General features: G+C 60.7%; 21 protein-coding genes. 7 read left to right on the forward strand and 14 right to left on the reverse strand.

Annotation, left to right across the window (positions count from 1 at the left end):
- Positions 1 to 97: 97 nt before the first annotated feature.
- Entirely contained in the window at positions 98 to 1,108 is a 1,011-nt protein-coding gene (locus UIA24_RS11900) for an FAD:protein FMN transferase (RefSeq protein ID WP_330522918.1), read from the reverse strand.
- A 71-nt stretch (positions 1,109 to 1,179) separates the two neighbouring features.
- Positions 1,180 to 2,643 (reverse strand): glyceraldehyde-3-phosphate dehydrogenase, encoded by a 1,464-nt coding sequence (locus UIA24_RS11905; protein ID WP_065758468.1) that lies wholly within the window; start codon positions 2,641 to 2,643, stop codon positions 1,180 to 1,182.
- Between the two features lie 180 nt (positions 2,644 to 2,823).
- On the opposite strand from UIA24_RS11905, the gene mfd reads away from it, so the two are divergent.
- The 3 genes from mfd to UIA24_RS11920 are packed head-to-tail and all read left to right on the forward strand — an operon-like array spanning position 2,824 to position 9,118.
- The gene (gene mfd / locus UIA24_RS11910; RefSeq protein ID WP_065758467.1) at positions 2,824 to 6,273 is read left to right on the forward strand and encodes a transcription-repair coupling factor; all 3,450 of its coding nucleotides are present in this window, start codon (positions 2,824 to 2,826) and stop codon (positions 6,271 to 6,273) included.
- 9 nt (positions 6,274 to 6,282) lie between these two features.
- Positions 6,283 to 6,810 carry a CsiV family protein gene (locus tag UIA24_RS11915; protein WP_330522919.1) on the forward strand — a complete coding sequence of 176 codons (528 nt, stop codon included), beginning with the start codon at positions 6,283 to 6,285 and terminating at the stop codon, positions 6,808 to 6,810.
- Position 6,811: 1 nt separating this feature from the next.
- Complete coding sequence (locus UIA24_RS11920) at positions 6,812 to 9,118, forward strand: DEAD/DEAH box helicase (RefSeq protein ID WP_330522920.1); 2,307 nt, start codon at positions 6,812 to 6,814, stop codon at positions 9,116 to 9,118.
- A 69-nt stretch (positions 9,119 to 9,187) separates the two neighbouring features.
- Here UIA24_RS11920 and UIA24_RS11925 read toward each other — a convergent pair whose 3' ends face one another.
- Genes UIA24_RS11925 through UIA24_RS11940 form a run of 4 tightly spaced genes read right to left on the reverse strand, consistent with a single transcriptional unit; the run spans position 9,188 to position 12,230 of the window.
- Positions 9,188 to 9,925 carry an S-methyl-5'-thioinosine phosphorylase gene (locus UIA24_RS11925; protein ID WP_065758464.1) on the reverse strand — a complete coding sequence of 246 codons (738 nt, stop codon included), beginning with the start codon at positions 9,923 to 9,925 and terminating at the stop codon, positions 9,188 to 9,190.
- Positions 9,926 to 9,934: 9 nt separating this feature from the next.
- Complete coding sequence (gene nagZ, locus UIA24_RS11930; protein WP_189395348.1) at positions 9,935 to 10,933, reverse strand: beta-N-acetylhexosaminidase; 999 nt, start codon at positions 10,931 to 10,933, stop codon at positions 9,935 to 9,937.
- A 22-nt stretch (positions 10,934 to 10,955) separates the two neighbouring features.
- Positions 10,956 to 11,480, reverse strand: coding sequence for a L,D-transpeptidase (locus tag UIA24_RS11935; RefSeq protein WP_330522921.1), 525 nt, complete (start codon positions 11,478 to 11,480; stop codon positions 10,956 to 10,958).
- Between the two features lie 36 nt (positions 11,481 to 11,516).
- On the reverse strand, positions 11,517 to 12,230 hold the full coding sequence (locus UIA24_RS11940; protein ID WP_099775395.1) for a TetR/AcrR family transcriptional regulator: 714 nt from the start codon (positions 12,228 to 12,230) through the stop codon (positions 11,517 to 11,519).
- A 253-nt stretch (positions 12,231 to 12,483) separates the two neighbouring features.
- Here UIA24_RS11940 and lexA point away from each other — a divergent pair, with 253 nt between their 5' ends.
- Entirely contained in the window at positions 12,484 to 13,092 is a 609-nt protein-coding gene (lexA, locus tag UIA24_RS11945; protein WP_065758460.1) for a transcriptional repressor LexA, read from the forward strand.
- A 12-nt stretch (positions 13,093 to 13,104) separates the two neighbouring features.
- Positions 13,105 to 13,578, forward strand: coding sequence for an SOS-induced cell division inhibitor SulA (sulA, locus tag UIA24_RS11950; RefSeq protein ID WP_330522922.1), 474 nt, complete (start codon positions 13,105 to 13,107; stop codon positions 13,576 to 13,578).
- Positions 13,579 to 13,642: 64 nt separating this feature from the next.
- On the opposite strand, the gene UIA24_RS11955 is transcribed toward sulA, so the two are convergent.
- The 7 genes from UIA24_RS11955 to UIA24_RS11985 form a co-directional block, all read right to left on the reverse strand.
- On the reverse strand, positions 13,643 to 13,876 hold the full coding sequence (locus tag UIA24_RS11955; protein ID WP_065758458.1) for a hypothetical protein: 234 nt from the start codon (positions 13,874 to 13,876) through the stop codon (positions 13,643 to 13,645).
- Positions 13,877 to 13,926: 50 nt separating this feature from the next.
- On the reverse strand, positions 13,927 to 14,448 hold the full coding sequence (locus UIA24_RS11960) for a DUF6586 family protein (RefSeq protein ID WP_065758457.1): 522 nt from the start codon (positions 14,446 to 14,448) through the stop codon (positions 13,927 to 13,929).
- A gap of 141 nt (positions 14,449 to 14,589) precedes the next feature.
- Positions 14,590 to 17,202, reverse strand: coding sequence for a type I DNA topoisomerase (gene topA, locus UIA24_RS11965; protein ID WP_065758456.1), 2,613 nt, complete (start codon positions 17,200 to 17,202; stop codon positions 14,590 to 14,592).
- 100 nt (positions 17,203 to 17,302) lie between these two features.
- Positions 17,303 to 17,554, reverse strand: a complete 252-nt coding sequence (locus UIA24_RS11970) for a DUF1653 domain-containing protein (protein ID WP_065758455.1) — start codon at positions 17,552 to 17,554, stop codon at positions 17,303 to 17,305.
- A gap of 79 nt (positions 17,555 to 17,633) precedes the next feature.
- A complete protein-coding gene (gene fadA, locus UIA24_RS11975; RefSeq protein WP_330522923.1) occupies positions 17,634 to 18,809 on the reverse strand; it encodes an acetyl-CoA C-acyltransferase FadA in 1,176 nt (391 codons plus the stop codon).
- A gap of 31 nt (positions 18,810 to 18,840) precedes the next feature.
- Entirely contained in the window at positions 18,841 to 20,988 is a 2,148-nt protein-coding gene (gene fadB, locus UIA24_RS11980) for a fatty acid oxidation complex subunit alpha FadB (RefSeq protein ID WP_102051795.1), read from the reverse strand.
- 500 nt (positions 20,989 to 21,488) lie between these two features.
- Positions 21,489 to 21,926 (reverse strand): hypothetical protein, encoded by a 438-nt coding sequence (locus UIA24_RS11985; protein ID WP_065758452.1) that lies wholly within the window; start codon positions 21,924 to 21,926, stop codon positions 21,489 to 21,491.
- A 110-nt stretch (positions 21,927 to 22,036) separates the two neighbouring features.
- Between UIA24_RS11985 and UIA24_RS11990 the strand changes: the two genes are divergently transcribed.
- A complete protein-coding gene (locus UIA24_RS11990) occupies positions 22,037 to 22,480 on the forward strand; it encodes a universal stress protein (RefSeq protein ID WP_065758451.1) in 444 nt (147 codons plus the stop codon).
- A 42-nt stretch (positions 22,481 to 22,522) separates the two neighbouring features.
- Here the strand turns inward: UIA24_RS11990 and UIA24_RS11995 are convergent, their stop codons facing one another.
- Complete coding sequence (locus UIA24_RS11995; protein WP_330522925.1) at positions 22,523 to 24,442, reverse strand: ATP-binding cassette domain-containing protein; 1,920 nt, start codon at positions 24,440 to 24,442, stop codon at positions 22,523 to 22,525.
- 210 nt (positions 24,443 to 24,652) lie between these two features.
- Between UIA24_RS11995 and UIA24_RS12000 the strand changes: the two genes are divergently transcribed.
- Positions 24,653 to 26,581, forward strand: coding sequence for a transglycosylase SLT domain-containing protein (locus tag UIA24_RS12000; protein ID WP_065758449.1), 1,929 nt, complete (start codon positions 24,653 to 24,655; stop codon positions 26,579 to 26,581).
- Positions 26,582 to 26,589 lie beyond the last annotated feature (8 nt).

A 26,589-nucleotide genomic window follows, 5' to 3' on the forward strand; every position in this document is an offset into this window, starting at 1 on the left:
GGTGCAGTCTAATCAAGCGTGAACGCCGCGCACATTAACCCTTGGTCGCGTCGTAGGCTATTTTTCTCTGCACTACATCTCACACTGCAACAGTCTGTTACTGCGCGTGCATCAGTCGCTCAAATGCAGGCGTCGCATGGGAGACGAAGCCTGTATCGGCACGGGTCACGAAAACTGCTGCTACATTGTATTTCAAGGCAAACGCCCAGCCCTGTTCAGGGCCAAGGATCAGCAACACCGTGGACATGCCATCGGCCATCAGCGTTGAGGGATCAAGCACCGTGACCGAAGCCAGACGATGGCTGACCGGTGCACCAAGCCGCGCATCAAAGACATGCGAAAAACGCTGGCCATTCTGCTCGAAAAAATTGCGATAGTCTCCTGATGTAGAAACACCGTAACCCTCAAGCGCCAGCACTTGCTGAGCGACCTGCTGATCGGTACGCGGCCATTCCAGCGCAATGCGCCACGGATTGCCATCCGGCTTGCGCCCCACCGCCTTGAGTTCACCTGTCACTTCAACCAGGTAGCTGCTCACACCCAGCGCACGCATTCGCTCGACCAGCAAATCGACGGCATGGCCGGCAGCGATGCTGTTGAAGTCCAGCTCCAGCGGGGCATCCTTGCACAACTGCAGCCCGTCGACCTGCAGGTGTTCGTGGCCAACACGCCCGCGGGCTGCAGCCAACGCCTGCGCACCGGGCACCTGTTCACCCCGGGACTGCGGGCCAAAGCCCCACACATCAAGCAATGGCTCAACGGTCAGGTCAAAGGCGCCCTGGCTTTGCCGCGACAACTGCTCACCCAACTGCACCAGTTGCAGCACGTCTGCCGGCATGACCTGACAACTGTTGGCCGGCAAACGGTTGAACTGCGCAATCAGTGAGTCGCTGCGGTAGGTAGAAAACGTATGGTCGATCTGCTGGAGAACCGCTTCCACCGCAAGCCGGACCTGTTCCGGCGCCGGGCCCTGAGCCGTACGCACATACTGCACCGTGTAGGTACTGCCCATGGTCGGGCCACTGATGCGCTCCAGCGAAGGCGTACGGTCGCAACCGCACAGCCAAAACGCCAGAATCACCAGCCCCCCACCTGCCCACCACGCCATTACGCCTCCTTGAGCCCAGACACAAAAAACGGGAACCCTGGGGTTCCCGTCTTGTGCAACCTGATGACCGCTTAGTGCGGGAATGCAGGCGGGTTGACCCCAGCCATGTCTTCCATCACACGCACGACCTGGCAGCTGTAACCGAATTCGTTGTCGTACCAAACGTACAGGACAACGCGGTTATCGTTGCAGATAGTCGCTTCGGCATCGACGACGCCTGCGTGGCGCGAACCAACGAAGTCGGTGGAAACCACTTCCTGGGAGCTCACGTAGTCGATCTGCTTGTGCAGGTCCGAGTGCATGGCCATCTGGCGCAGGTACTCGTTGATCTCTTCGCGAGAAGTCGCCTTCTCCAGGTTCAGGTTCAGGATAGCCATCGAGACGTTAGGCGTCGGAACGCGGATAGCGTTGCCGGTCAGCTTGCCCTTGAGCACTGGCAGTGCCTTGGCGGCAGCGGTGGCAGCACCGGTCTCGGTGATCACCATGTTCAACGGAGCGCTACGACCACGGCGGCTGCCTTTGTGGAAGTTGTCGATCAGGTTCTGGTCGTTGGTGTACGAGTGAACGGTTTCGACGTGGCCGTTGACGATGCCGAACTTGTCATTCACAGCCTTGAGCACCGGCACGATGGCGTTGGTGGTGCAGGAGGCCGCCGAGATGATCTTGTCTTCAGGGCTGATTTCGCCGTGGTTGATACCGTGAACGATGTTCTTCAGGGCACCTTTGCCAGGCGCGGTGAGGATCACACGGGAAGCACCCGGGCAGGCCAGGTGTTGACCCAGGCCCTCGGCATCACGCCATACACCGGTATTGTCGACGATCAGAGCGTCCTTGATGCCGTACTGAGTGTAGTCGACTTCACTTGGGCTCTTCGCGTAGATCACCTGGATCAGGTTACCGTTGGCGGTGATGGTGTTGTTTTCTTCATCGATGGTGATGGTGCCATCGAATGGACCATGTACCGAGTCACGGCGCAGCAGGCTGGCGCGCTTGACCAGGTCGTTGGTAGCACCTTTACGCACGACAATGGCGCGCAGGCGCAGGCCGTCGCCACCACCGGTCTTCTCGATCAGGATACGGGCCAGCAGGCGACCGATACGACCGAAGCCGTACAGGACCACATCAGTGCCCTTGCGTGCAGAAGCGTTCTGCTTGCCGACCACGTCGGCCATTTCTTCGCGCACGAACTGCTCGGCGGTACGGCCGTTGCCTTGTTCCTTGAACTTGACAGCCAGCTTGCCCAGGTCGACCGAGGCGGCGCCCAGCTTCAGCTCGCTCATGGCCTTGAGCAGCGGGAATGTCTCGTGGACAGACAGTTCGGATTCGTCGGACTGGCGATGACGCGCAAAGCGGTGGGCCTTGAGGATCGCAATCACTGAACGGTTGATCAGGCTACGGCCATAGATCGAGCTCACCACGTTGTTATTGCGGTAGAGCTGACCGATAAGCGGGATCATCGCTTCTGCAAGCGCTTCACGATCAATCCACTCACCAAGACACTGGTCGGGCTTCTGAGTCACGGGAACCTTCCACATGTAGGGACAGAAAAAAGGGGCTACATTATGACGCCCCGAGGTGTTTCGAGCAATGCGCGCCTGTCGCTCCTGTCATCGTGGCATGACATCCGTGGTTTTTTGCCCCCTTCGCGCCTGACAGGCCGCCCCCAGGCCCGGTACAATCGACCCTTTGTCGCAACGCTTGGAGCTCGACCGCCCGTGCCAGTTCTGCGTCTTCCGCACCTGCCGGCCACCGCCGGCAAACACACCTGGAGCAACCTGCCGGGCGCCGCCCTGAGCCTGGCTATTGCCGAAGCCGCCAGCGCCGCCAAGCGCTTTACCCTGCTGCTGACCGCCGACAGCCAGACGGCCGACCGCCTGGAGCAGGAACTGCGCTTCTTCGCACCGCAGTTGCCGGTACTGCCCTTTCCCGACTGGGAAACCCTGCCGTACGACCTGTTCTCGCCGCACCAGGACATCATCTCTCAACGCGTGGCCAGCCTGTACCGGCTGCCGGAGCTCGACCACGGCATTCTCGTGGTACCGATCACCACCGCCCTGCACCGCCTGGCGCCAACACGCTTCCTGCTGGGCAGCAGCCTGGTGCTGGATATCGGTCAGAAGCTCGACGTCGAGCAGATGCGCCTGCGCCTTGAAGCCAGTGGCTACCGCTGCGTCGACACCGTTTATGAACACGGCGAGTTTGCCGTGCGCGGAGCCCTGATCGACCTGTTCCCGATGGGCAGCAAGCTGCCTTACCGGATCGACCTGTTCGACGACGAAATCGAAACCCTGCGCACGTTCGACCCGGAGACCCAGCGCTCGATCGACAAGGTCGATTCGGTACGCCTGCTGCCCGCGCGCGAATTTCCGCTGCAAAAGGACGCCGTGACCCAGTTCAAGGCGCGCTTTCGTGAACGTTTCGACGTCGACTTCCGCCGCAGCCCGATCTTCCAGGACCTCACCAGCGGCATTATTCCCGCAGGCATCGAGTACTACCTGCCGCTGTTCTTCGAGGAAACCTCGACGCTGTTCGACTACCTGCCGCAGGACACCCAGGTGTTTTCCCTGCCGGGTATCGAGCAGGCCGCCGAACACTTCTGGAGCGACGTGCGCAACCGTTACGACGAGCGCCGCATCGACCCGAACCGGCCATTGCTGCCCCCCGTCGAACTGTTCATGCCGGTAGAAGACTGCTTTGCCCAACTCAAGCGCTGGCCGCGCATCGTGGTCAGCCAGGATGACAGCGAGGGCGGTGTTGGCCGCGAGCGCTTCGCCGCGCAGACGCTACCGAACCTGGCCATCGAAGCCAAGGCCAACCAGCCGCTGGCCGCACTGTCCAGTTTCCTTGAGCAGTTCCCGGGCCGCGTCTTGTTCACCGCCGAATCGGCGGGGCGCCGCGAAGTGCTGCTGGAGCTGCTCGAACGCCTGAAGCTGCGCCCACAGACCCTCGACAGCTGGGACGACTTCGTTCAAAGCAAAGAGCGCCTGGGGATCACCATCGCGCCACTGGACGACGGCCTGCTGCTGGAAAGCCCCGCCCTGGCACTGGTCGCCGAAAGCCCATTGTTCGGCCAGCGCGTCATGCAGCGTCGACGCCGCGAGAAGCGCAGCGACGGCACTAACGATGCGGTCATCAAGAACCTCACCGAACTGCGCGAAGGCGCGCCGGTGGTCCACATCGACCACGGTGTTGGCCGCTACCTGGGCCTGGCGACGCTGGAGATCGACAACCAGGCCGCCGAGTTCCTGACGCTTGCCTACGCCGAGGGCGCCAAGCTCTATGTACCGGTCGCCAACCTGCACCTGATCGCGCGCTACACCGGTAGCGACGACGCCCTGGCACCGCTGCATCGCCTGGGCTCGGAAGTCTGGCAAAAAGCAAAACGCAAAGCCGCCGAACAGGTCCGCGACGTAGCCGCCGAACTACTCGACATCTACGCCCGCCGCGCAGCGCGCAAGGGTTATGCCTTTGCCGACCCGGCAGCCGACTATGCCACCTTCAGCGCCGGCTTCCCGTTCGAGGAAACCCCGGACCAGCAAGCCGCCATCGAAGCGGTACGCGAGGACATGCTCGCCGCCAAGCCGATGGACCGCCTGGTCTGTGGCGACGTCGGCTTCGGCAAGACCGAAGTAGCCATGCGGGCCGCGTTTATCGCTGTGCATGGCGGACGCCAGGTGGCCATCCTGGTGCCCACCACCCTGCTCGCCCAACAGCACTACAACAGCTTCCGCGACCGCTTTGCCGACTGGCCGGTGACCGTGGAGGTGATGAGCCGCTTCAAGTCAGCCAAGGAAATCAACGCCGCCGTCCAGGACCTGGCCGACGGCAAGATCGACATCGTCATCGGCACGCACAAGCTGCTGCAGGACGACGTCAAGATGAAAGACCTTGGCCTGGTGATCATCGACGAAGAACACCGTTTCGGCGTGCGCCAGAAGGAACAGCTCAAAGCACTGCGCAGCGAAGTCGACATTCTTACCCTCACCGCCACGCCGATCCCGCGGACGCTGAACATGGCGGTGTCCGGCATGCGCGACCTGTCGATCATCGCAACCCCGCCAGCGCGACGCCTGTCGGTGCGCACCTTTGTCATGGAGCAGAACAAAAGCACCATCAAGGAAGCGCTGCTGCGTGAGCTGCTGCGCGGCGGCCAGGTCTACTACCTGCACAATGATGTGAAGACCATCGAAAAATGTGCTGCCGACCTCGCCGAACTGGTGCCGGAGGCGCGTATCGGCATTGGCCACGGGCAAATGCGCGAGCGTGAACTCGAACAGGTGATGAGCGACTTCTACCACAAGCGCTTCAACGTCCTGATTGCCTCGACCATCATCGAGACCGGTATCGACGTACCCAGCGCCAACACCATCATCATCGAACGCGCCGACAAATTCGGCCTGGCGCAGCTGCACCAGCTACGTGGACGCGTGGGGCGCAGCCACCACCAGGCGTATGCCTACCTGCTCACACCGCCACGCCAGCAGATCACCGCCGATGCGGAAAAGCGCCTGGAAGCCATCGCAAACACCCAGGACCTTGGGGCAGGTTTCGTCCTGGCGACCAACGACCTGGAAATCCGTGGAGCGGGCGAACTGCTCGGCGAAGGCCAAAGCGGCCAGATCCAGGCCGTCGGCTTCACCCTGTACATGGAAATGCTCGAACGTGCGGTCAAAGCCATTCGCAAGGGCACGCAACCCAACCTCGATCAACCGCTCGGCGGCGGCCCGGAAATCAACCTGCGCGTGCCAGCACTGATTCCCGAGGACTACCTGCCGGATGTCCATGCACGCCTGATTCTCTACAAACGCATTGCCTCGGCTACCGACGAAGACGGCCTCAAGGACCTGCAGGTGGAAATGATCGATCGCTTCGGCCTGCTGCCGGAGCCGACCAAGAACCTGGTGCGCCTGACCCTGCTCAAATTGCAGGCCGAGCAGCTCGGCATCAAGAAAGTCGATGCTGGCCCACAAGGCGGGAAGATCGAGTTCGCCGGGGAAACCCCTGTCGATCCACTGGTACTGATCAAACTGATCCAGAGCCAACCCAAACGCTACAAGTTCGAGGGCGCAACGCAGTTCAAGTTCATGGTTCCCATGGAGCGCGCAGAAGAACGCTTCAATACCCTCGAGGCGCTGTTCGAGCGCCTGACCCCGACATCCGCTTAAGGAAAACCGATGCGCCTGATTCGCTCCCTGGCCCTGCTGGCCGCGCTCTGCTCCACCAGCGCCTTCGCTGACGGCCTGTATCAGATCGAGATGATTCTGGTTCGGCAAAACAGCGTGCCGGCCATTACCAGCCAGTACGCCCCGGAAGACTGGGCCGCCGACGCCAAGACGTTAAGCAGCACCGACGAAAGCAAACCCGCGATGAACGACGAAGCGGCAAAGCTGCAGGCCGACAGCCAGTACACGATCCTGCTGCACAAAGCCTGGCAACAGAACCTGAGCGCCGAACCGGGCAAGGTCGCGATCAGTGACGGCAAGCGGCATTTCGGCCACTTCCCCGTGGAAGGCAACCTGAGCCTGAGCGACGGCCGCTTCATCAGCGCTGACGCCAATTTCTGGGTCAACCGTTTTGCGGCCGACGGCAGCATTACCCAGACCGAACAGTTCAAGCAGAGCAACAGCAACATGCGCCTTGGCGACCTGAACTACCTTGACGGCGGCCATCTGGCACTGCTGCTCAAGGTCACGAAGCTTTGAAATGCCCGACCGTGTGATAGCCCCGCCTCTACCCCAGCCACGCCTGTGGCTGGGCAGCATTGAGTTCAGCGCCTTCGAGCCTCGAAACGGGCGCATGCAGCGCTACACCCAACACCGTGCCGCACTCGCCTTCGGCTATGCCGGCGACTATGTCAGCGGCACCCTGCATGCGCGTCAGGCGCAACCCCTGCAGCGCCACCTGAGCGCCGAGCAAAGCCTGCGCGAAACACTCCTGAGCCTGGGCTTCAAGGTTGCCACCCGGCAGAGCAAAGCCTTGCCGGAAAGTGCCGGCGAGCCGTTCGAGCTCCCCAGCGAGGCAGCCTGGTTACGTTTTGTCCTCAACGACCTGCCACACTTGCGCGAGCAAGGCTGGCAAATCATATGCGCTGACGACTTCGCTTTTGACCTCACCCCGGTCGACGACTGGTACGCCCAGGTCGTCGAGACGCCCGAACGCGACTGGTTCGACCTCGAGCTGGGCATCGTGGTCAATGGCGAGCGCTTGAGCCTGTTGCCGATCCTGCTCAACCTGCTGCGTACCCACCCGGAATTGCTCAACAGCGCGCACCTGGCCAAACGCCGTGACGACGAGCAGATCCTGGTGCCCATTCCCCACCCTCATGCACCGCGCAAGACGCTTCAGATCGCCCTGCCGTACGGGCGGCTCAAACCGGTATTGGCCACCCTGGGGGATTTCTACCTGCGCGAGCCGGGCGAGACCACCGTACGCCTGGCCAGCCCTGACGCGGCGCGCCTGAACGCCCTGCTCGAGCTGCCACTGACCTGGGAAGGCGGTGACCGGGTTCGCGCTTTGGGCGAACGCCTGCGCGATATTCGTACCCAGGCCGTCACCACCCCTGAAGGCCTGAAAGCTACCCTGCGCCCCTATCAGCTTGAAGGCTTGAGCTGGATGCAGGCGCTGCGCGAACTGGACGTCGGCGGCATCCTGGCTGACGACATGGGCCTGGGCAAGACGCTGCAAACCCTGGCCCACCTGCTGACTGAAAAAAACGCAGGCCGTCTTGATCGACCGGCAATGGTGGTAATGCCCACCAGCCTGATCCCCAACTGGCAGGATGAAGCCGAGCGCTTTGCTCCGCAGTTACGGGTACTGGCATTGCAAGGCATTGGTCGCCGGCAGTACTTCGACAAGCTGGCGGACTACGACCTGCTCCTGACAACCTATGCGCTGCTGCCCAAGGATCTTGACCACCTCAAGCACCTGCCACTGCACGTACTGATCCTGGACGAAGCCCAGTACATCAAGAGCCCCACCAGCAAGGCCGCTCAGGCTGCGCGACAGCTGGAGGCGCGGCAACGCCTGTGCCTGAGTGGTACGCCACTGGAAAACCACCTGGGCGAACTCTGGTCACTGTTCCACTTCCTGCTGCCGGGATGGCTGGGCGACAACAAGGCGTTCAACCGCGATTACCGGGTGCCTATTGAGCGCCAGGGGGACGAAGAACGCTTGCAGCACCTGAATGCACGGATAAAGCCCTTCCTGCTGCGCCGAACCAAGGAGCAAGTGGCAACCGAACTGCCGGCCAAGACCGAAATGATCCACTGGGTCGACTTGACCGAAGCACAGCGCGACGTCTATGAAACCATGCGCCTGGCCATGGACAAGAAAGTACGCAACGAGATCAGCCGCAAGGGTGTTGCCCGCAGCCAGATCATCATTCTTGAGGCACTGCTGAAGCTGCGCCAGGTCTGCTGCGACCTGCGCCTGGTCAAATCCGAGGCAGCCGGCCCATCACGCAGCGCGAACTCGGGCAAACTCAACAGCCTGCTGGAGATGCTTGAAGAATTGCTCGCCGAAGGCCGTCGAGTGCTGCTGTTCTCGCAGTTCACCAGCATGCTTTCGCTGATTGGCGAGGAACTGCAACAGCGCGGTATCGACTATGCGTTGTTGACGGGTGACACCCGCGACCGACGCGCACCGGTTGCAGACTTCCAGAGCGGCCGGCTGCAGATCTTCCTGATCAGCCTCAAGGCCGGTGGCGTCGGACTCAACCTCACGGCAGCCGACACCGTGATTCACTACGACCCGTGGTGGAACCCGGCAGCCGAACAGCAAGCGACCGACCGTGCATACCGCATTGGCCAGGAAAAACCGGTGTTCGTCTACAAGCTGATTACCCGCGGCACCGTGGAAGAGAAGATCCAGCAGCTGCAGCAGGAGAAGTCTGCACTGGCAGCCGGTGTACTGGATGGGCGCCAGGCCGGAGACTGGAAACTGGCCGACGACGATATCGACGCACTACTGGCACCCTTGCCAGGCCGTCGTCACCCGCCTAAAAGCGGGTGAGCCCGGTATTAACGAGGGTGTCAACGAAGGTGTCAGCGGGGCGCCAGCGCGATCAAAGCAGCGGCACCATCAGCCCGCCAACACTCGCGCCAGAGTCGATTTCACCTTGCCCATGCCATCGTGCAGTGCCTGCTCGATTTCGGCCATGGTGATCACGGCGGTTGATTTACCCGCCGCCGGGTTCACCACCAATGCCAGGCAGGCATAGTCCAGCTCCAGCTCGCGTGCCAATGCGGCTTCCGGCATGCCGGTCATGCCGACGATGTCGCAGCCATCACGCTCAAGACGGGCGATCTCGGCAACGGTTTCCAGGCGTGGCCCTTGGGTGCAGGCATAAACACCATGGCTGCTGTAACCGACACCTTCGGCTGCCAGCGCGGCAATCAACCGGGCACGCAGCGGCTCGCTGTAGGGGTAGCTGAAGTCGATGTGCGTGACCTGCTCCAGGTCATCGGCAAAATACGTGTGCTCACGACCACTGGTGTAGTCGATCAGTTGATGCGGCACACAGAAATGCCCGGTCCCCATCGCCGCATGAATGCCACCCACGGCGTTCACCGCCAGGATTGCCTCAGCACCCGCCTGCTTCAATGCCCACAGGTTGGCACGGTAGTTGACCTTATGCGGTGGAAAGCGGTGCGGATGACCATGACGGGCCAGGAACAGCACTTCACGACCGGCATACTCACCCACCAATACGTCAGCCGACGGCCGGCCATAGGGCGTGTCCATCGGCAGCGCCTGACGAATGTTCAAGCCCTCAAGCTGGGTCAGGCCGGTACCGCCGATAATGGCGTAAACAGTCATTGTGTGTCCTTAATCGATCAACTGGGCTTCTTGCAAAGCCCCTAAAGCCGCTAGCCAGCGTGGCTGTTGGCGATACTCGGTAGTGGCAAAGCCTTGCCCGCGCATGCGCGCGATACGTGGCGAGGGCTTTACCTTCATGCGCTGGGCTGCCGACAACGCAAGCTCTGCCGCCGCCCGATCGTTGCACACCAGCCCCATGTCACAGCCTGCACTCAAGGCGGCCTCGATTCGACTGGCAGCGTCACCAACGACGTGCGCACCGGCCATCGACAGGTCATCACTGAAGATCACACCGTCAAAACCCAGCTCGCCACGCAGAATGTCCTGCAGCCAGCGCCGCGAGAAACCGGCAGGCTGATTATCGACCTGCGGATAGATCACGTGCGCCGGCATCACAGCAGCCAACTGCCCACTCAGGCGAGTGAACGGAACCAAGTCGGCGGCGCGGATCTGCGCGAGGCTGCGCTCATCGGTCGGGATCGCCACGTGCGAATCCGCCTCGGCCCAGCCATGGCCGGGGAAATGCTTGCCACAGGCCGCCATGCCGGCCGCGTTCATGCCACGGATGAAGGCACCGGCCAGCACGGTAGCGCGCTCGGGGTCACCTTCAAACGCACGGCTGCCGACCACCGCACTGCGCTGATGATCGAGATCCAGCACTGGCGCGAAGCTGAGGTCCAGGCCTACCGCCAGCACTTCGGTCGCCATCAGCCAGCCACATTGCTCTGCCAGGTACTCGGCATTGTCGTTGTCGGCAATGGCGCGCATGGCCGGCAAACGCACAAAGCCCTGACGCAGGCGCTGCACCCGGCCACCCTCCTGGTCGACCGCCAGGATCAGGTCGGGGCGAATGGCGCGAATGGAAGCGGTCAGCTCGCGCACCTGGCGCGGGCAGTCGATGTTGCGGGCAAAAATGATCAGGCCCGCCACTTCGGGCTGGCGCAGGAGTTGACGGTCTTCGGCGGTCAACCAGGTACCGGCGACGTCCACCATCAGGGAGCCTTGCAGGCTGGCACTCATAAATGATCCTTCAGTTGAGGGAGGTCGTGGCCCACTCGGGGCACGCGGCTTCTTCGATCTGCACAGGGCAATGCACCGGCACCTGCTCGAACAGGCTCACCAGGTCGGCATTGCGTAGGCGCACACAACCATGGGACAGCGGAACGCCCATGGGTTCCGTGTCCGGCGTGCCATGCAGGTAGATATAGCGGCGGAAGGTATCGACCGGCCCAAGGCGATTGCGCCCTGGCTCACAGCCACTGAGCCAGAGGATGCGCGACAGAATCCAGTCACGCCCGGGAAACTGCTCATGCAGTGCCGGCGTCCAGGTTTCACCCGTCCAGCGTCGCCCCCTCAGCACCGCGCCGCAGGGCAAGCCCGCGCCAATTTTTGCGCGAACCTGATGGCGACCGCGAGGGGTGCATCCGGAACCACTGGTTTCCCCCGCACCATTGAGCGCGGTAGACACTGGAAGACGCACGACCAGGCGCCCCTGGGCAAACCCATAGAGGCATTGATCGGCGATGGAAATATGCAGTAAATCGAGAGTAGGCATGGGGCGCTAGCTTAGCTGAAGCGCCCCGCCGTTGCATCAGGCCTTGGCAGGCATTGGCGCACTGCCCGACTTGCTCCGCGGACGCAATTGCGCAGCGGCCATGGCTTCGTCGGTCACACCGCTTTCGGCGCGCATGCCAGCCGCCAGGAACGGCACCATGAGGCGCATGACCTGCTCGATCGAGGTGTTGACCCCGAAATCGGTTTCGGCAATTGCGCGCAACGCCTTGATGCCGGACATGCTGAACGCGGCGGCACCGAGCATGAAATGCACGCGCCAGAACAGTTCGATTGGCGGAATACGCGGCGCCGCTTCGTTGACCAGCAACATGTAGCGACGGAACACCTTGCCGTACATGTCTTCCAGGTAACGCCGCAAGTGCCCTTGGCTCTGGCTGAACGCCAACCCCAGCAGGCGCATGAAAATGGACAGGTCGTTGCCACTACGCGGCTGCACCGCCAGCGCCTGCTCGACCAACATTTCCAGCAGCTCTTCGAGTGTCGGCTTTTGCTCCGGGCGCGCCTGACGACGCTCCAGCTCACGCTCCAGGCTGGCACAGAACGGGCCAAGGAAACGCGAGAAGACGGCCTGGATCAGCGCCTTCTTGGAACCGAAATGGTAGTTCACCGCCGCCAGGTTGACGCCGGCCTTGCTGGTAATCAGCCGCAATGAGGTTTCGGCAAAACCTTTTTCCGCGAACAACTGTTCTGCTGCATCGAGAATGCGTTCAACGGTTTCCGACTGGGCCATGACTACTCCGCCTGACAAACACTTGTTTGAAACATACGTTTCAAGCAAGGGTATTGTCAAGTCTGGGCGGCCGTTTTCTGGCTCACGGGTCACGTATTTAATCACAGCTTCAAGGCGCAGGCTTCAGGCAACAAGCCCACGCACGTCGACGTCGTTGCAACGCCAACAGCCCGTCAGGTGAAGCTTATGTATTGCCAACCCTCTTCCACTGTATATAATCCCAGTCACTGTATAAAAAGACAGAGCGATCGACATGCTAAAACTGACGCCACGCCAAGCTGAGATTCTGGCTTTTATCAAACGCTGCCTGGAAGACAACGGCTTCCCGCCAACACGTGCGGAAATCGCCCAGGAGCTGGGCTTCAAATCGCCCAACGCTGCCGAGGAACACCTCAAGGCACTGGCCCGCAAAGGCGCGATCGAAATGACCCCGGGCGCCTCTCGCGGCATCCGCATCCCAGGCTTCGAGGCCAAGAGCGACGACAGTGGCCTGCCAATCATTGGTCGAGTCGCTGCCGGTGCACCCATTCTCGCCCAGCAACACATTGAGCAATCCTGCAACATCAACCCAAGCTTCTTCCACCCCAAGGCCGACTACCTGTTGCGCGTTCACGGCATGAGCATGAAGGATGTCGGCATTCTGGACGGTGACCTGCTGGCCGTTCACACCTGCCGCGAAGCCCGTAACGGCCAGATCGTCGTTGCCCGTATCGGCGACGAAGTCACGGTCAAACGCTTCAAGCGCGAAGGCAACAAAGTCTGGCTGATAGCCGAAAACCCTGAGTTCGCGCCCATCGAAGTCGACCTCAAAGAGCAGGAACTGGTGATCGAAGGCTTGAGCGTCGGCGTCATTCGCCGCTAATTAGGAGGCGTTATGCAGTTCCCCCATGTACCTCAGCAAGCCCAACTGCCGTTGTTCGAGGCGTTCCTGGCCCAGCCGATCCTGCCCCGCCTGAAGCCGGCAGAACCTGTGCGACCGAACAACGATCCCGAGGTATTCAGTGAGCTTTCCTTCCGAGGTGCACTGGGGAACTGCCAAAGCCTGTTGGCCCCAATGCTTCGTGAACTGAGCGAAGAACAGGATGCCCGCTGGCTGACCCTGATCGCACCGCCTACCAGCCTGACTCAAGCCTGGCTACGCGATGCCGGCCTGAACCGCGAACGCATCCTTCTGCTACAACCACGCAACACCCAGAGCGCCCTGCAACTGGCCTGCGACGCCTTGCGCCTAGGCCGCAGCCACACCGTAGTGAGCTGGTTAAACCCGGTCAGCACGTCGGCCCGCCAACAACTGATCAATGCTGCACTTGCCGGGCACGCGCAAAGCCTGAACATCCGCCTCGGCTGACGTTCAGCAGGTCAATACATCTGCAGGCAAGGCTTCTCCAGAACGGAGAAGCCCTCAAGGGCGATTAATGCAGAACCCGTGGACCGTCTTCACGCTCGATCTCGCCTTCAACCAGCTTGCCAGCCATCTGCACGCCCACGCTGAGCATGGCCTTGGCCACTTCGACGTGCTGCCCTTGCAGAAAAGCCTTGGCGTCCTCAGAGAAATCCAGGGTAACCAACGACCCTTCGTCCTCGGCGCGGCGCAGTTCGATGCGGCCGTCAGGTAACTCGACAATTTCTAGAAAGGACGTTGGCATAAAAGGCTGTTCTCCACGAAAGGCTGGCATTGTACCAGCCACCGATGAACTCAGCACTCACTCAAGCCCTCACGGAAACGAACGGTCAGGCTTTTGAGATTCTGCCGCCAGAGCTCCAACGCCTCCCGCGATAGCGGCTCAACCTCAGGTTCATCAAGGCTGACCGCCTGAATCAATGGCTGAGTAACGTCGGTTTTCGGCTTTTTTGCCGCGACAGGCGGTCGGAACAAATTGGCATAAGCACTTATCAGTTGCGCCAGCCAGGTTTCCGGCTGACGCGCCAATTCGATCAGCTCGGCCATCTCGGGGATGGCCACTGCCTCAAGCACTTCAGGCGTCAGCAACAGCTCGACACGCGATGCGCCGGCTTGCGGCAAACGGTAGAAACCCGCAATTTCGTGGCACAAGCCCAGCAAGGCTCCATAGAGATGGAAGAGTGCCGACTCACGCTCGGCCTGAACCAGCGCCTGGGCATTCATCGCCCGACTCTCCTGCGCCTTGCCAAGCGCCTCAAGGGCCAGGCCAGCGAAATAGATCTTCTGATTGGTGCGGGTATAGAGTTCCTGGGCCATCTGGATGCCCTCCGAAAGGCTGCAAGGCGGGCCTGCCAGTTTCAGGGATGCCCTGCCCGACCGCAAGCAGTGTCTGGCCCTGAAATGAAAAAGGCCGCATCCGACACACGTCGGATACGGCCCTCGACTGCGCCAGAACGATCAGCGCTTGTCTTCGACCTTCCAGGCATTGCCATCGTAGAAGGCACGCCAGCCGGTAGGCTTGCCGTCCACCTCGGTCTGCACGTACTGCTCCTTGGTCTTGCGGCTGTAACGGATAACTGCAGGACGACCCTCAGGGTCTTTCTTGGGCGCTTCGCACAGGAAATGGTACTTCGGATCGATCTCATCCTTGTGCGGAACGATCTCGATCACCAGCGGCGCACGGGTCTCACGGTTTTTCGGGAACTGGCTGGCGGCCAGGAACAAGCCCGAGGCACCGTCGCGCAGCACGTAGGTGTCATCGACCTTCTCGCACTTGAGCTCCGGCATCTTCACCGCGTCCATCTTCGGCGGCGCCGCCTCACCGCTCTTGAGCAGCTTGCGGGTGTTCTTGCACTCGGTGTTGGTGCAACCGAAGAACTTGCCAAAACGGCCCGTCTTCAACTGCATCTCACTGCCGCACTTGTCGCACTCAAGGCTCGGGCCCTCATAGCCCTTGATGCGGTAGTTACCCTCTTCGATTTCGTAGCCGACGCAATCCGGGTTGTTACCACAGATATGCAGCTTGCGCTTCTCATCGAGCAGGTAGGCATCCATCGCCGTGGCACAGATCGGGCAACGGTGCTTGTTGCGCAGCACCCGCGACTCGGACTCACCCTCATCATCGGCAGCAATCTCGTCACCCGGCACCAGGTTGACCGTCGCCTTGCAGCGCTCTTTCGGCGGCAGGCTGTAACCGGAACAGCCAAGGAACACGCCGGTCGAGGCGGTACGAATCATCATCGGACGACCGCAATCACGGCACGGAATATCGGTCAGCGTCGGCTGGTTGGCACGCATGCCGTTTTCGCTCGACTCGGCCGCCTGCAGCTTGCTGCTGAAGTCGCCGTAGAATTCGTCGAGAACGCTCTTCCAGTCACGCTCACCCTGGGCGACGTCGTCGAGGTTTTCTTCCATCGCGGCGGTGAAGCCGTAGTCCATCAGGTTGGAGAAGCTCTCAGACAGGCGCTCGGTGACGATATCGCCCATCTTCTCGGAGTAGAAACGGCGGTTGTGCAACGTGACATAGCCGCGGTCCTGAATGGTGGAAATAATGGCGGCATAGGTCGACGGACGACCAATACCACGCTTTTCCATCTCCTTGACCAGGCTGGCTTCAGAGAAGCGTGCCGGCGGCTTGGTGAAATGCTGGCTAGGGTCGAGCTGGATCAGCTTCAGGCTTTCGCCCTGCTCCATTTCCGGCAGCACGTCATCGTCGCCCGGCTTGCTCTGTTGCGGCATGACCCGGGTGTAACCGTCGAACTTCAGGATACGGCCCTTGGCACGCAGTTCGAACTCACCGGCTTTCACACTGACAGTGGTCGACAGGTACTGTGCCGGCGGCATCTGGCAGGCCACGAACTGACGCCAGATCAGCTCATAGAGGCGCTCGGCGTCGCGCTCCATGCCACTGAGCTTGCTTGGATGTGTATTGACGTCAGACGGACGAATCGCTTCGTGAGCCTCCTGAGCGCCCTCCTTGCTGCCGTACACAATCGGCGCATCAGGCAGGTACTTCTTGCCGAACTCGCTTTCGATGTAGCTGCGCGCCATTTCCACGGCATCGACCGACAGGTTGGTCGAGTCGGTACGCATATAGGTGATGTAACCGGCTTCATACAGACGCTGGGCCATCATCATGGTTTTCTTCACGCCGAAGCCCAGGCGGTTGCTGGCAGCCTGCTGCAGGGTCGACGTGATGAACGGTGCCGACGGCTTGCTGCTGGTCGGGCGGTCTTCGCGCTTGACGATGCTGTAGCTGGACGCCTTGAGCTTTTCCAGCGCAGCCATCGCCTGGGCTTCGTTGAGCGGCTTGAACGCTTCACCGTTCTCACGTGCCACTTCAAAGCGCACTTTGGCGTTCTTGGCGGTGCCCAGGTCGGCGTGGATCTCCCAGTACTCTTCCGGGATGAATGCACGGATCTCGCGCTCGCGTTCGACCACCAGCTTTACCGCGACCGACTGCACACGACCGGCCGACAGGCCACGGGCAATTTTCTGCCACAGCAGCGGCGAGACCATGTAACCCACTACACGGTCAAGGAAGCGCCGCGCCTGCTGGGCATTGACCCGATCGATGTCCAGTTCGCCCGGCTGGGAGAACGCTTCCTGAATGGCCTTCTTGGTGATCTCGTTGAACACAACGCGCTTGTAACGATCGTCATCACCACCAATGGCTTCGCGCAGGTGCCAGGCAATGGCTTCCCCCTCGCGATCCAAGTCGGTTGCGAGGTAGATGGTGTCAGCATCCTTGGCCAGACGGCGCAGTTCCTCGATGACCTTTTCCTTGCCGGGAAGGATCTCGTACTTGGCTTTCCAGCCGTGGTCTGGATCGACACCCATGCGCGCGACCAATTGCTTGCGCGCCTTCTCCTTGGGCGTGAGTACCGGCCCCTCTGCCGCGGCAGCCTTGCCGCGCTTGGCAGCAGGCTCCTTGCTGGCGCTGGCCGAACCGCTGGTGGGCAGGTCTCGGATATGGCCGATACTCGACTTCACCACGTACTGGTTGCCCAGGTACTTGTTGATGGTCTTGGCCTTAGCCGGGGATTCCACAATGACCAGCGATTTGCCCATGGATCGGAAAATTCCTGAATACTGAAAATAAAAACACGGCAGGTACCTGACGTGGCACCGCTATATATAGTGGCAACAGAGTGAGGTCAAGCGCAGTGAACTAGCCTGCTTCGGCATCGCCACGGGTAAACAACGTCTCTTCGGCCTTGACCAAAGCAAAGCGCGGCACCTGCTCGCCGTCAACCTCGACCGACTCGAGGAACATCGAAAGAGGCCGCACCCACAGGCCGAACTCGCCATAGAGCGCTTGATAAAACACCACCCACTCCTCGGTTTCGGAGTGTTGGGCGACACTGAATACACGATACTCAGGCCCTTTGTAATGCCGGTATACGCCTGGTTGTATCTGCATGCTGCCTGCCCTCTTGAGAAAAATATCCTGCACAAACAAAAACCGGGGCACAAGGCCCCGGCTTCCTACCACCCAACGCTTAGACGCGTTCGAAAACAGTGGTAATGCCCTGGCCCAGGCCAACGCACATGGTCGAGACACCGAAGGTACCGCCATTCTGCTTCATGACATTGAGCAGCGTGCCGGAGATTCGAGCGCCGGAACAACCGAACGGGTGACCCAATGCGATCGCGCCGCCGTGCAGGTTAACCTTCTCATCCATCTTGTCGAGCACTTTCAGATCCTTCAGCACGGGCAGAGCCTGTGCCGCGAAGGCTTCGTTCAGCTCGAAGAAGTCGATATCGGTAATTTTCAGGCCGGCGCGCTTGAGCGCTTTCTGCGTAGCCGGCACCGGGCCGTAGCCCATGATCGCCGGGTCTACACCAGCCACCGCCATCGAACGAATCACCGCCAACGGCTGAATGCCCAGGTCCTTGGCACGCTGCGCCGACATCACGATCATGCACGAGGCACCGTCGGTGATCTGCGACGAGGTACCTGCCGTCACGGTGCCGCCCTTCGGATTGAACGCCGGCTTGAGTGCAGCCAGGCTTTCCAGGGTGGTGTCCGGACGAATGGTTTCATCGTAGTCGAAGACTTTCAGAAAACCATTCTCGTCATAGCCCTGCATCGGGATGATCTCATCCCTGAACTTGCCTTCGACCGTCGCCTTGTGGGCGAGCTGGTGCGAACGCAGACCAAAGGCATCCTGCTGCTCACGGGTGATGCCATGCATCTTGCCGAGCATTTCAGCCGTCAGGCCCATCATGCCCGAGGCCTTGGCCGCATACAGCGACATGTGCGGGTTCGGATCGACCCCGTGCATCATGCTCACGTGACCCATATGCTCGACGCCGCCGACGACGAAAACGTCACCATTGCCGGTCATGATTGCCTGGGCGGCGGTGTGCAGCGCGCTCATCGAGGAACCGCACAGACGGCTGACCGTCTGCCCGGCAGCGGTGTGCGGGATCTGGGTCATCAGCGAAGCCATGCGGGCGATGTTCCAGCCCTGCTCCAGGGTCTGGTTGACGCAGCCCCAGATGACGTCCTCGACTTCGCCCGGATCAACCTTGGCGTTACGCTCCAGCACTTTGCTGATCAGGTGCGCCGACATGTCTTCAGCGCGGGTATTGCGGTGCATGCCACCCTTGGAGCGGCCCATCGGGGTGCGACCGAAGTCGACAATCACCACGTCTCTTGGATTCAGGCTCATAAATTCATTCTCGCTCTATATCGTTGGGCGCTTAACCGAAGAAGCTCTGGCCGTTGCGGGCCATTTCACGCAGCTTCGCGGTGGGGTGATACAGCGGCCCCAGATCGGCGTACTTATCGGCCAGGGCAACGAACTCAGCCACCCCGATCGAGTCGATGTAGCGCAGCGCACCGCCACGGAAGGGAGGGAAACCAATGCCGTAGACCAGGCCCATATCCGCTTCGGCAGCGGTTTCGACAATGCCATCTTCCAGGCAGCGCACGGTTTCCAGGCACAGCGGGATCATCATCCAGTTGATGATGTCTTCGTCGCTCACGTCGCGCTGTTCATAGATGATCGGCTTGAGCACTTCCAGCACCGATGCATCGGCGACTTTCTTCGGCTTGCCGCGCTTGTCGGTCTCGTAGGCATAGAAGCCCTTGCCATTCTTCTGACCCAGGCGCTTGGCCTCATACAGCACATCGACGGCCGAACGACGGTCGTCCTTCATGCGATCAGGGAAGCCTTCGGCCATCACGTCACGACCGTGGTGGCCGGTGTCGATACCCACTACGTCCATGAGGTAGGCAGGGCCCATTGGCCAACCGAACTTCTCCATGATCTTGTCGATGCGAACGAAGTCGACACCGGCGCTGACCAACTTGGCGAAACCACCGAAGTAAGGGAACAGTACGCGGTTGACCAGGAAGCCCGGGCAGTCGTTGACCACGATCGGGTTCTTGCCCATCTTCTTGGCGTAGGCCACGGTGGTGGCAACGGCAACGTCACTGGACTTCTCGCCACGGATGACTTCGACCAACGGCATCATGTGCACCGGGTTGAAGAAGTGCATGCCGACGAAGTTTTCCGGACGCTTGAGCGCCTTGGCCAGCAGGTTGATGGAAATGGTCGACGTGTTGGAAGCCAGGATCGCATCCTCCTTCACCTGACCTTCCACTTCAGCCAGCACCGCTTGCTTGACCTTCGGGTTCTCGACCACGGCTTCGACGATGATGTCGACGTTGGCAAAGTCGCCGTAGGACAGGGTCGGGCGAATCGCGTTCAGCGCTTCAGCCATTTTCGCCGGGGTCAGACGGCCTTTTTCGACGCGATTGCCGAGCAGCTTGGAGGCTTCGTTCAAGCCCAGCTGAATGGCTTCTTCGCGAATGTCCTTCATCAGGATCGGCGTACCCTTGACCGCCGACTGGTAGGCGATACCGCCGCCCATGATACCGGCGCCAAGCACGGCAGCCTGCTTCACGTCGCGAGCGATTTCGTCATGGGCCTTGGCCTTGCGCTTGAGCTCCTGATCGTTCAGGAACAAGCCGATCAGGCTCTGGGCAACCGAGGTCTTGGCCAGCTTGACGAAGCCGGCAGCCTCAACTTCCAGGGCCTTGTCACGCCCGAAGTTGGCCGCTTTCTGAATGGTCTTGATCGCCTCGACCGGCGCCGGGTAGTTCGGGCCAGCCTGGCCCGCAACGAAGCCCTTGGCGGTCTCAAAGGACATCATCTGCTCAATCGCATTGAGCTTGAGCTTGTCCAGTTTTGGCTGACGCTTGGCCTTGTGATCGAACTCGCCACTGATGGCACGCTTGATCAGGTCCAGAGCCGCAGCCTGCAGCAGTTCAGGCGCAACGACAGCATCGACGGCCCCTACTTTCAGTGCATCTTCAGCCCGGTTTTCCTTGCCGGCGGCAATCCACTCGATAGCGTTGTCGGCACCGATCAGGCGCGGCAGACGGACCGTACCGCCAAAGCCCGGGTAGATCCCCAGCTTGACTTCAGGCAAGCCGATCTTGGCGCTGCTGGCCATGACGCGGTAGTCCGCGGCCAGGCACATTTCCAGGCCGCCACCCAAGGCGATGCCGTTGATAGCGGCCACAGTCGGCACCGGCAGATCTTCGAAATCGCTGAAAATACGGTTGGCTTCCAGGTTGCCGGCGACCAGTTCGGCCTCGGGCAGCTTGAAGTTATCGACAAACTCGGTGATATCCGCGCCGACGATGAACACGTCCTTGCCACTGCTGACAATTACGCCCTTGATCGATGCATCGGCCTTGATAGTGTCCACGGCCTGACGCAGTTCGTTCAGGGTAAGACGGTTGAACTTGTTGACGGACTCACCCTTGAGGTCGAACTTCAGTTCGACGATGCCGCTTTCAAGAGCCTTAACCGTGATGGCTTTACCTTCGTAAATCATCAACTGATCTCCACGATATGGAAGCTGAACAGTACACGCCGATCGCTGAAGAAAGGTTCGACAGGCCACAAGCCTGCGTTTATCGGACCCTTGCTCCAGGCACACCCGTCAGCGCGATAGTCGGGATTCTGTAAGCGCGTTCTTGTAATACAAACGCTCAATTCATACGCCCGTTTGATTGGGTGTGCACACATTCTCCGAAATCCTTTCGGTTGTCAAATGCACAAAAGTGTCGTGAAAACGCGACTTTCCGGTCATTTTTCCTGGGCGACAGGAAAACCACGGCCAGGTTGATCGACCATCATTCATATCAACGATAGTCGTCGCAGCCCTGCCGCAATCAGTGGACATTCAGCGTATGAGAGAAAAGAAAAATCAGAATGTGCATGCCTGAGACGACAGCACAGCTACACTCGAACCATTACGAACGATAGCCGGCCTGCCTGGCCTGTAGCCCGATCACGAATGGATCGGGCTTTTTTCTTGAAGGGCTTGAAGGCTCACGCCAGGGTGCGGAGCACTTCGGCAATATCTTGCAATACAGCCGACTCCCCCTTCTCGCCCCAGTACAGCGCGATCATCTGCGGCCCCGCCTCGACTTTGTAGACGCTATCGGGCAGCTTGGTGAACTGCTCCAGCAAGTGAGGATCGGTACAGGGTTCGCGCCACTGATTCTGCCACTGCCCGGCCTCGACCTGCCAATAGCACCAGCTGTCCACCCGCCCTTTGCGCCGGGCCCGATGGTACTGCGCACACGTGCTGGGAGGCTCCTGCGGCAGCCAGTGCGGCCAGGTTTGCGGCGACAATTGCATGGCCAGCCCCATACGCCGGGCCTCCATGCGCAAGGCCATGCGCCCACTCTGCCGATGGGACGGCAACAGCCACGCCATGGGGCTGAGAATCAGCGCAAGGATTGACACCACCAGCCAGACCGTCATATCTGTTGTTCCTAATTGAGCCTTAAAGACGAACTGATTGATCTCAGTCCAGAACAATCAGCCTGAAACCGACCATACTTTAACCATTGTGATTGCCAGGAGAGCCTCTCATGTCGTACGAACACATACTGGTCGCTGTAGACCTGACCGAAGAGTGCGATCCGGTCATAAAGCGTGCCCGCGAACTCGCCAGCACCGACGAAACCAAAATATCGCTGGTGCATGTCATTGAGCCCATGGCCATGGCCTTTGGCGGCGACGTGCCGATGGACCTGTCACAACTGCAGCAGCAACAAATCGATCAGGCCAGGGAGCGCATGCATCGCGTCATCAACAAATACCCTGAACTGAGCGAGAACAACGTCCACCTGCCCTATGGCCAACCGCGCCAGGAAATCCATACATTGGCCAAGGAACAGGGTTGTGACCTGATCGTGGTTGGCAGCCATGGCCGCCATGGCCTGGCCCTGCTACTGGGCTCGACCTCCAATGACGTCCTGCATGGCGCTCCCTGCGATGTGCTTGCCGTACGCCTGATGAAAAAAGCCGAGTAAAACACCAGGCCCGGCGCGCAATCGCATGCCGGGCCCGCCGCCTCAGCTGTCGAGCTCAGCCCAGCGCTCTACCAGCACATCCAGCTCACCCTGCAGGGACTCCAGCTGCGCCAGCACCTTCGAGGTCTCGTCGATCGGGCGCTGATAGAAACCAGCGTCGGCGATTTGAGCCTGAACAGCAGCCATCTTCTGCTCAAGTTCATCGATCTGCCCCGGCAAGGCATCCAGTTCACGCTGCAGTTTGTAGCTGAGCTTCTTCTTCGCCTCTACCGGTTGAGTAGCCGGCGCGGGCTCAGGCTCAGGTGCGCTGACCACCGCACTGTTGAGTTCAGGCTTGCCAGACTTGTTCTCGGTTACACCGAGCAGTTTCGGCGAACCACCTTGGCGGATCCAGTCCTGATAGCCACCGACATACTCACGCACACGGCCCTCACCCTCGAACACCAAGGTGCTGGTGACCACGTTGTCGAGGAACGCCCGGTCGTGGCTGACCATCAATACCGTACCCTTGAAGCCAGACAGCACCTCTTCGAGCAGTTCGAGGGTTTCCACGTCCAGGTCGTTGGTCGGTTCGTCGAGTACCAGCAGGTTGGCCGGCTTGCTGAACAGCTTGGCGAGCAACAGACGCGCACGCTCGCCACCCGACAGGGCCTTTACCGGGGTGCGGGCGCGTTGTGGGCTGAACAGGAAATCACCCAGGTAGCTGAGCACGTGACGGCTCTGACCATCGATATCGATGAAGTCGCGGCCTTCGGCCAGGTTGTCGATAACGGTTTTTTCCAGATCCAGTTGGTGGCGCAACTGGTCGAAATAAGCCACTTCCAGGCGGGTACCGGACGACACCGTACCGCTGATGGGCTGCAAGTCGCCCAGCATCAGCTTGAGCAGGGTGGTCTTGCCGGTACCGTTGGCGCCGAGCAGACCAATACGGTCCTCGCGCTGCAGCACCATTGAAAAGTCATTCACCAGCTTCGGGCCACCGGGGTGAGCAAAGCTGACATTTTCCAGCACCATCACCTGCTTGCCGGATTTCTCGGCGGTGTCGAGCTGGATGTTGGCCTTGCCCTGACGCTCGCGACGCTCACTGCGCTCGACGCGCAAGGCCTTCAGTGCACGCACACGGCCTTCGTTACGGGTACGCCGGGCCTTGATGCCCTGGCGAATCCAGACCTCTTCCTGGGCCAGGCGCTTGTCAAACAGCGCATTGGCGGTCTCCTCGGCGGCCAGCATGGCCTCCTTGTGCACCAGGAAGCTGGCGTAGTCGCCGTTCCAGTCGATCAGGCCGCCACGGTCCAGCTCAAGGATGCGGGTCGCCAGGTTCTGCAGGAAGGAACGGTCGTGGGTAATGAACAGGACTGCGCCGCCAAAACCGCTCAAGGCATCTTCAAGCCAGGCAATGGCGCCGATGTCCAGGTGGTTGGTGGGCTCGTCGAGCAGCAACAGGTCGGGTTCGGACACCAGCGCCTGCGCCAGGAGAACACGACGACGCCAGCCGCCGGAAAGCTCGGCGAGGGTCTTGTCGGCAGGCAACTGCAGGCGGCTCAGGGTGCTGTCGACCAACTGCTGCAGGCGCCAGCCATCACGTGCCTCAAGGTCATGCTGAACATGCATGAGCTTTTCCAGGTCGGCATCATTGGTGATGTTCTGGCTCAGGTGATGGTACTCGGCAAGCAGCGCACCGACACCGTCCAGGCCTTCGGCGACGACGTCGAACACGGTCCGTTGGTCGGCGACCGGAAGCTCTTGCGGCAGTTCGCCGATCTTCAACCCTGGCGAGCGCCAGATTTCACCTTCGTCGGGTTTCTGATCACCCTTGACCAGGCGCATCATGCTCGACTTGCCAGTACCGTTGCGGCCGATGATGCAGACCCGCTCGCCACGGGCGATTTGCCAGGACACTTTGTCCAGCAACGGCATCGCGCCGAAAGCCAGGGACACATCGCTGAATTTGAGCAGGGTCATGATCTTCTCCAAAAACCGGGCGCGCATTCTACCCGGTTTGCGACACACTCACATCAAGGAAGCACCTTCTATGCGCCAAGCCCTTCATTACAACTCGATACAAGCACAGTGCTTTGATCAGCCCCCGGCAACCGGCTAAGCTTAACCACGTAATACCCATCAGTGCTGGCGACGCCGACACTTGTTCTGGTCAAACTGTTCGGAAGTATCATGCGCCGTCGCCTGTACACCCTCGTTTCATGCATTGTTCTCTCTGCCTCTGCGGTCAGCGCCGCACAGGCGGCCGATATCACGCTGCAGCGCCAGTATTACGATGAAGCCAAGCGCGCCCTGGCCAAGGGCGACAGCGGCCCGTATCGGCGTTACGCCCAGGCGCTGAGCGATTATCCGCTGGAGCCCTACCTGGCGTATGACGAACTGACCGCTCGTCTGAAGACGGCAAGCAATGCCGAAATCGAGAAGTTCCTTGCTGAACACGGCGACCTGCCGCAAGCCAACTGGATGAAACTTCGCTGGCTGCGCTGGCTGGCCGATCGCGGCGAGTGGGACACCTTCGCCCGTTACTACGACCCCAAGCTCAACTTCACCGAGCTCGACTGCCTCAACGGCCAACACCTGCTGATTCAGGGCAAGCGCGCCGAAGGCTATGCCAGCGCCGAGAAACTCTGGCTGGTCGGCAAGTCACAGCCCACCGCCTGCGATGCCCTGTTCGACCGCTGGGCTGCCGAAGGCCAGTTGACCGAGGAAAAACGCTGGCAGCGCCTCAAGCTGGCCGCCCAGGCGCGCAATTACGCCCTGGCGAACAACCTGGTCAAGACCTTGAACAGCCTCGGCCCGCAAGGCCGGCTGCTGATCGACGTCGCGCAGAAGCCTGAACTGCTGAATCAGCCTGGCCGCTTTGCCCCAGCCAACGAGGCAATGGCCGACGTGGTCAGCCTCGGCTTGCGGCGCCTGGCTCGCCAGGACCCGGAGCGGGCCATGGCCCTGCTCGACGACTACGCCAACCGCATGCACTTCTCGCGCGACGAGAAGGTTGCGATTGCCAACGAAATCGGCCTGACCCTGGCGCGCCGCTATGACCCGCGCGCGCTCGAGCTGATGACCCGTTATGACCCGGAGTTGCGCGACAACACGGTCACCGAGTGGCGCCTTCGCCTGCTGCTGCGCCTGGGCCGCTGGGAGGATGCCCACGAGCTGACCAAACGCCTGCCACAAGACCTGGCCAGCAGCAGCCGCTGGCGCTACTGGCAGGTTCGCAGCCTGGAATTGGCGCAGCCGAAGAACCCACAAGTCCCGCTGCTGTACAAGAACGTCGCCCGTGAGCGCGATTACTACGGGTTCCTTGCTGCCGACCGCGCACAAACGCCTTATCAGCTCAACAACAAGCCGTTAATGCTGAGCCAACAGGTCATCAACAAGGTTCGCAATACCCCTGGCATACGCCGCGCACTGGAGTTCCATGCCCGCGGACAAATCGTTGACGGGCGCCGCGAGTGGTATCACGTCAGCCGCCACTTCAACCGCGACGAGATGGTTGCCCAAGCCAAACTGGCTTATGACATGCGCTGGTACTTCCCGGCCATTCGCACCATCAGCCAGGCGCAGTACTGGGATGACCTGGATATCCGCTTCCCCATGGCCCACCGCGATACCCTGGTACGTGAAGCGCAAGCCCGCGGACTGCATTCGAGCTGGGTATTTGCCATTACCCGCCAGGAAAGTGCCTTCATGGATGATGCGCGCTCCAGTGTTGGCGCCAGTGGCCTGATGCAACTGATGCCCGCCACCGCCAAAGAGACAGCGCGCAAGTTCAGCATTCCCCTGGCATCCCCAGCGCAGGTATTGAACCCGGAGAAAAATATCCAGCTGGGCGCCGCCTACCTGAGTCAGGTACACGGCCAGTTCAATGGCAACCGGGTACTCGCTTCGGCCGCCTACAACGCAGGCCCGGGCCGGGTCAGACAATGGCTGCGAGGCGCCAACCACCTGAGCTTCGACGTCTGGGTTGAATCGATCCCCTTCGACGAAACGCGCCAGTATGTGCAAAACGTGCTGTCCTACTCGGTGATCTACGGGCAAAAGCTCAACTCACCGCAGCCCATTGTGGACTGGCACGAACGCTATTTTGACGATCAGTAAGCCACACG

Source organism: Pseudomonas sp. AL 58, from assembly GCF_036348395.1.
In the GTDB taxonomy this organism is placed as follows: domain Bacteria; phylum Pseudomonadota; class Gammaproteobacteria; order Pseudomonadales; family Pseudomonadaceae; genus Aquipseudomonas; species Aquipseudomonas defluvii.

Excerpts from the sequence above, each read along its gene's own strand:
- topA (WP_065758456.1), bottom strand. The coding sequence starts at position 17,202 with ATGGGCAAATCGCTGGTCATTGTGGAATCCCCGGCTAAGGCCAAGACC.
- lexA (WP_065758460.1), top strand. The coding sequence starts at position 12,484 with ATGCTAAAACTGACGCCACGCCAAGCTGAGATTCTGGCTTTTATCAAA.
- UIA24_RS11995 (WP_330522925.1), bottom strand. The coding sequence starts at position 24,442 with ATGACCCTGCTCAAATTCAGCGATGTGTCCCTGGCTTTCGGCGCGATG.
- UIA24_RS11985 (WP_065758452.1), bottom strand. The coding sequence starts at position 21,926 with ATGACGGTCTGGCTGGTGGTGTCAATCCTTGCGCTGATTCTCAGCCCC.
- UIA24_RS11900 (WP_330522918.1), bottom strand. The coding sequence starts at position 1,108 with ATGGCGTGGTGGGCAGGTGGGGGGCTGGTGATTCTGGCGTTTTGGCTG.
- UIA24_RS11970 (WP_065758455.1), bottom strand. The coding sequence starts at position 17,554 with ATGCAGATACAACCAGGCGTATACCGGCATTACAAAGGGCCTGAGTAT.
- sulA (WP_330522922.1), top strand. The coding sequence starts at position 13,105 with ATGCAGTTCCCCCATGTACCTCAGCAAGCCCAACTGCCGTTGTTCGAG.
- UIA24_RS11955 (WP_065758458.1), bottom strand. The coding sequence starts at position 13,876 with ATGCCAACGTCCTTTCTAGAAATTGTCGAGTTACCTGACGGCCGCATC.
- UIA24_RS11925 (WP_065758464.1), bottom strand. The coding sequence starts at position 9,925 with ATGACTGTTTACGCCATTATCGGCGGTACCGGCCTGACCCAGCTTGAG.
- UIA24_RS12000 (WP_065758449.1), top strand. The coding sequence starts at position 24,653 with ATGCGCCGTCGCCTGTACACCCTCGTTTCATGCATTGTTCTCTCTGCC.
- UIA24_RS11915 (WP_330522919.1), top strand. The coding sequence starts at position 6,283 with ATGCGCCTGATTCGCTCCCTGGCCCTGCTGGCCGCGCTCTGCTCCACC.
- UIA24_RS11905 (WP_065758468.1), bottom strand. The coding sequence starts at position 2,643 with ATGTGGAAGGTTCCCGTGACTCAGAAGCCCGACCAGTGTCTTGGTGAG.
- UIA24_RS11990 (WP_065758451.1), top strand. The coding sequence starts at position 22,037 with ATGTCGTACGAACACATACTGGTCGCTGTAGACCTGACCGAAGAGTGC.
- UIA24_RS11940 (WP_099775395.1), bottom strand. The coding sequence starts at position 12,230 with ATGGCCCAGTCGGAAACCGTTGAACGCATTCTCGATGCAGCAGAACAG.
- UIA24_RS11920 (WP_330522920.1), top strand. The coding sequence starts at position 6,812 with ATGCCCGACCGTGTGATAGCCCCGCCTCTACCCCAGCCACGCCTGTGG.
- fadA (WP_330522923.1), bottom strand. The coding sequence starts at position 18,809 with ATGAGCCTGAATCCAAGAGACGTGGTGATTGTCGACTTCGGTCGCACC.
- fadB (WP_102051795.1), bottom strand. The coding sequence starts at position 20,988 with ATGATTTACGAAGGTAAAGCCATCACGGTTAAGGCTCTTGAAAGCGGC.
- UIA24_RS11935 (WP_330522921.1), bottom strand. The coding sequence starts at position 11,480 with ATGCCTACTCTCGATTTACTGCATATTTCCATCGCCGATCAATGCCTC.
- UIA24_RS11960 (WP_065758457.1), bottom strand. The coding sequence starts at position 14,448 with ATGGCCCAGGAACTCTATACCCGCACCAATCAGAAGATCTATTTCGCT.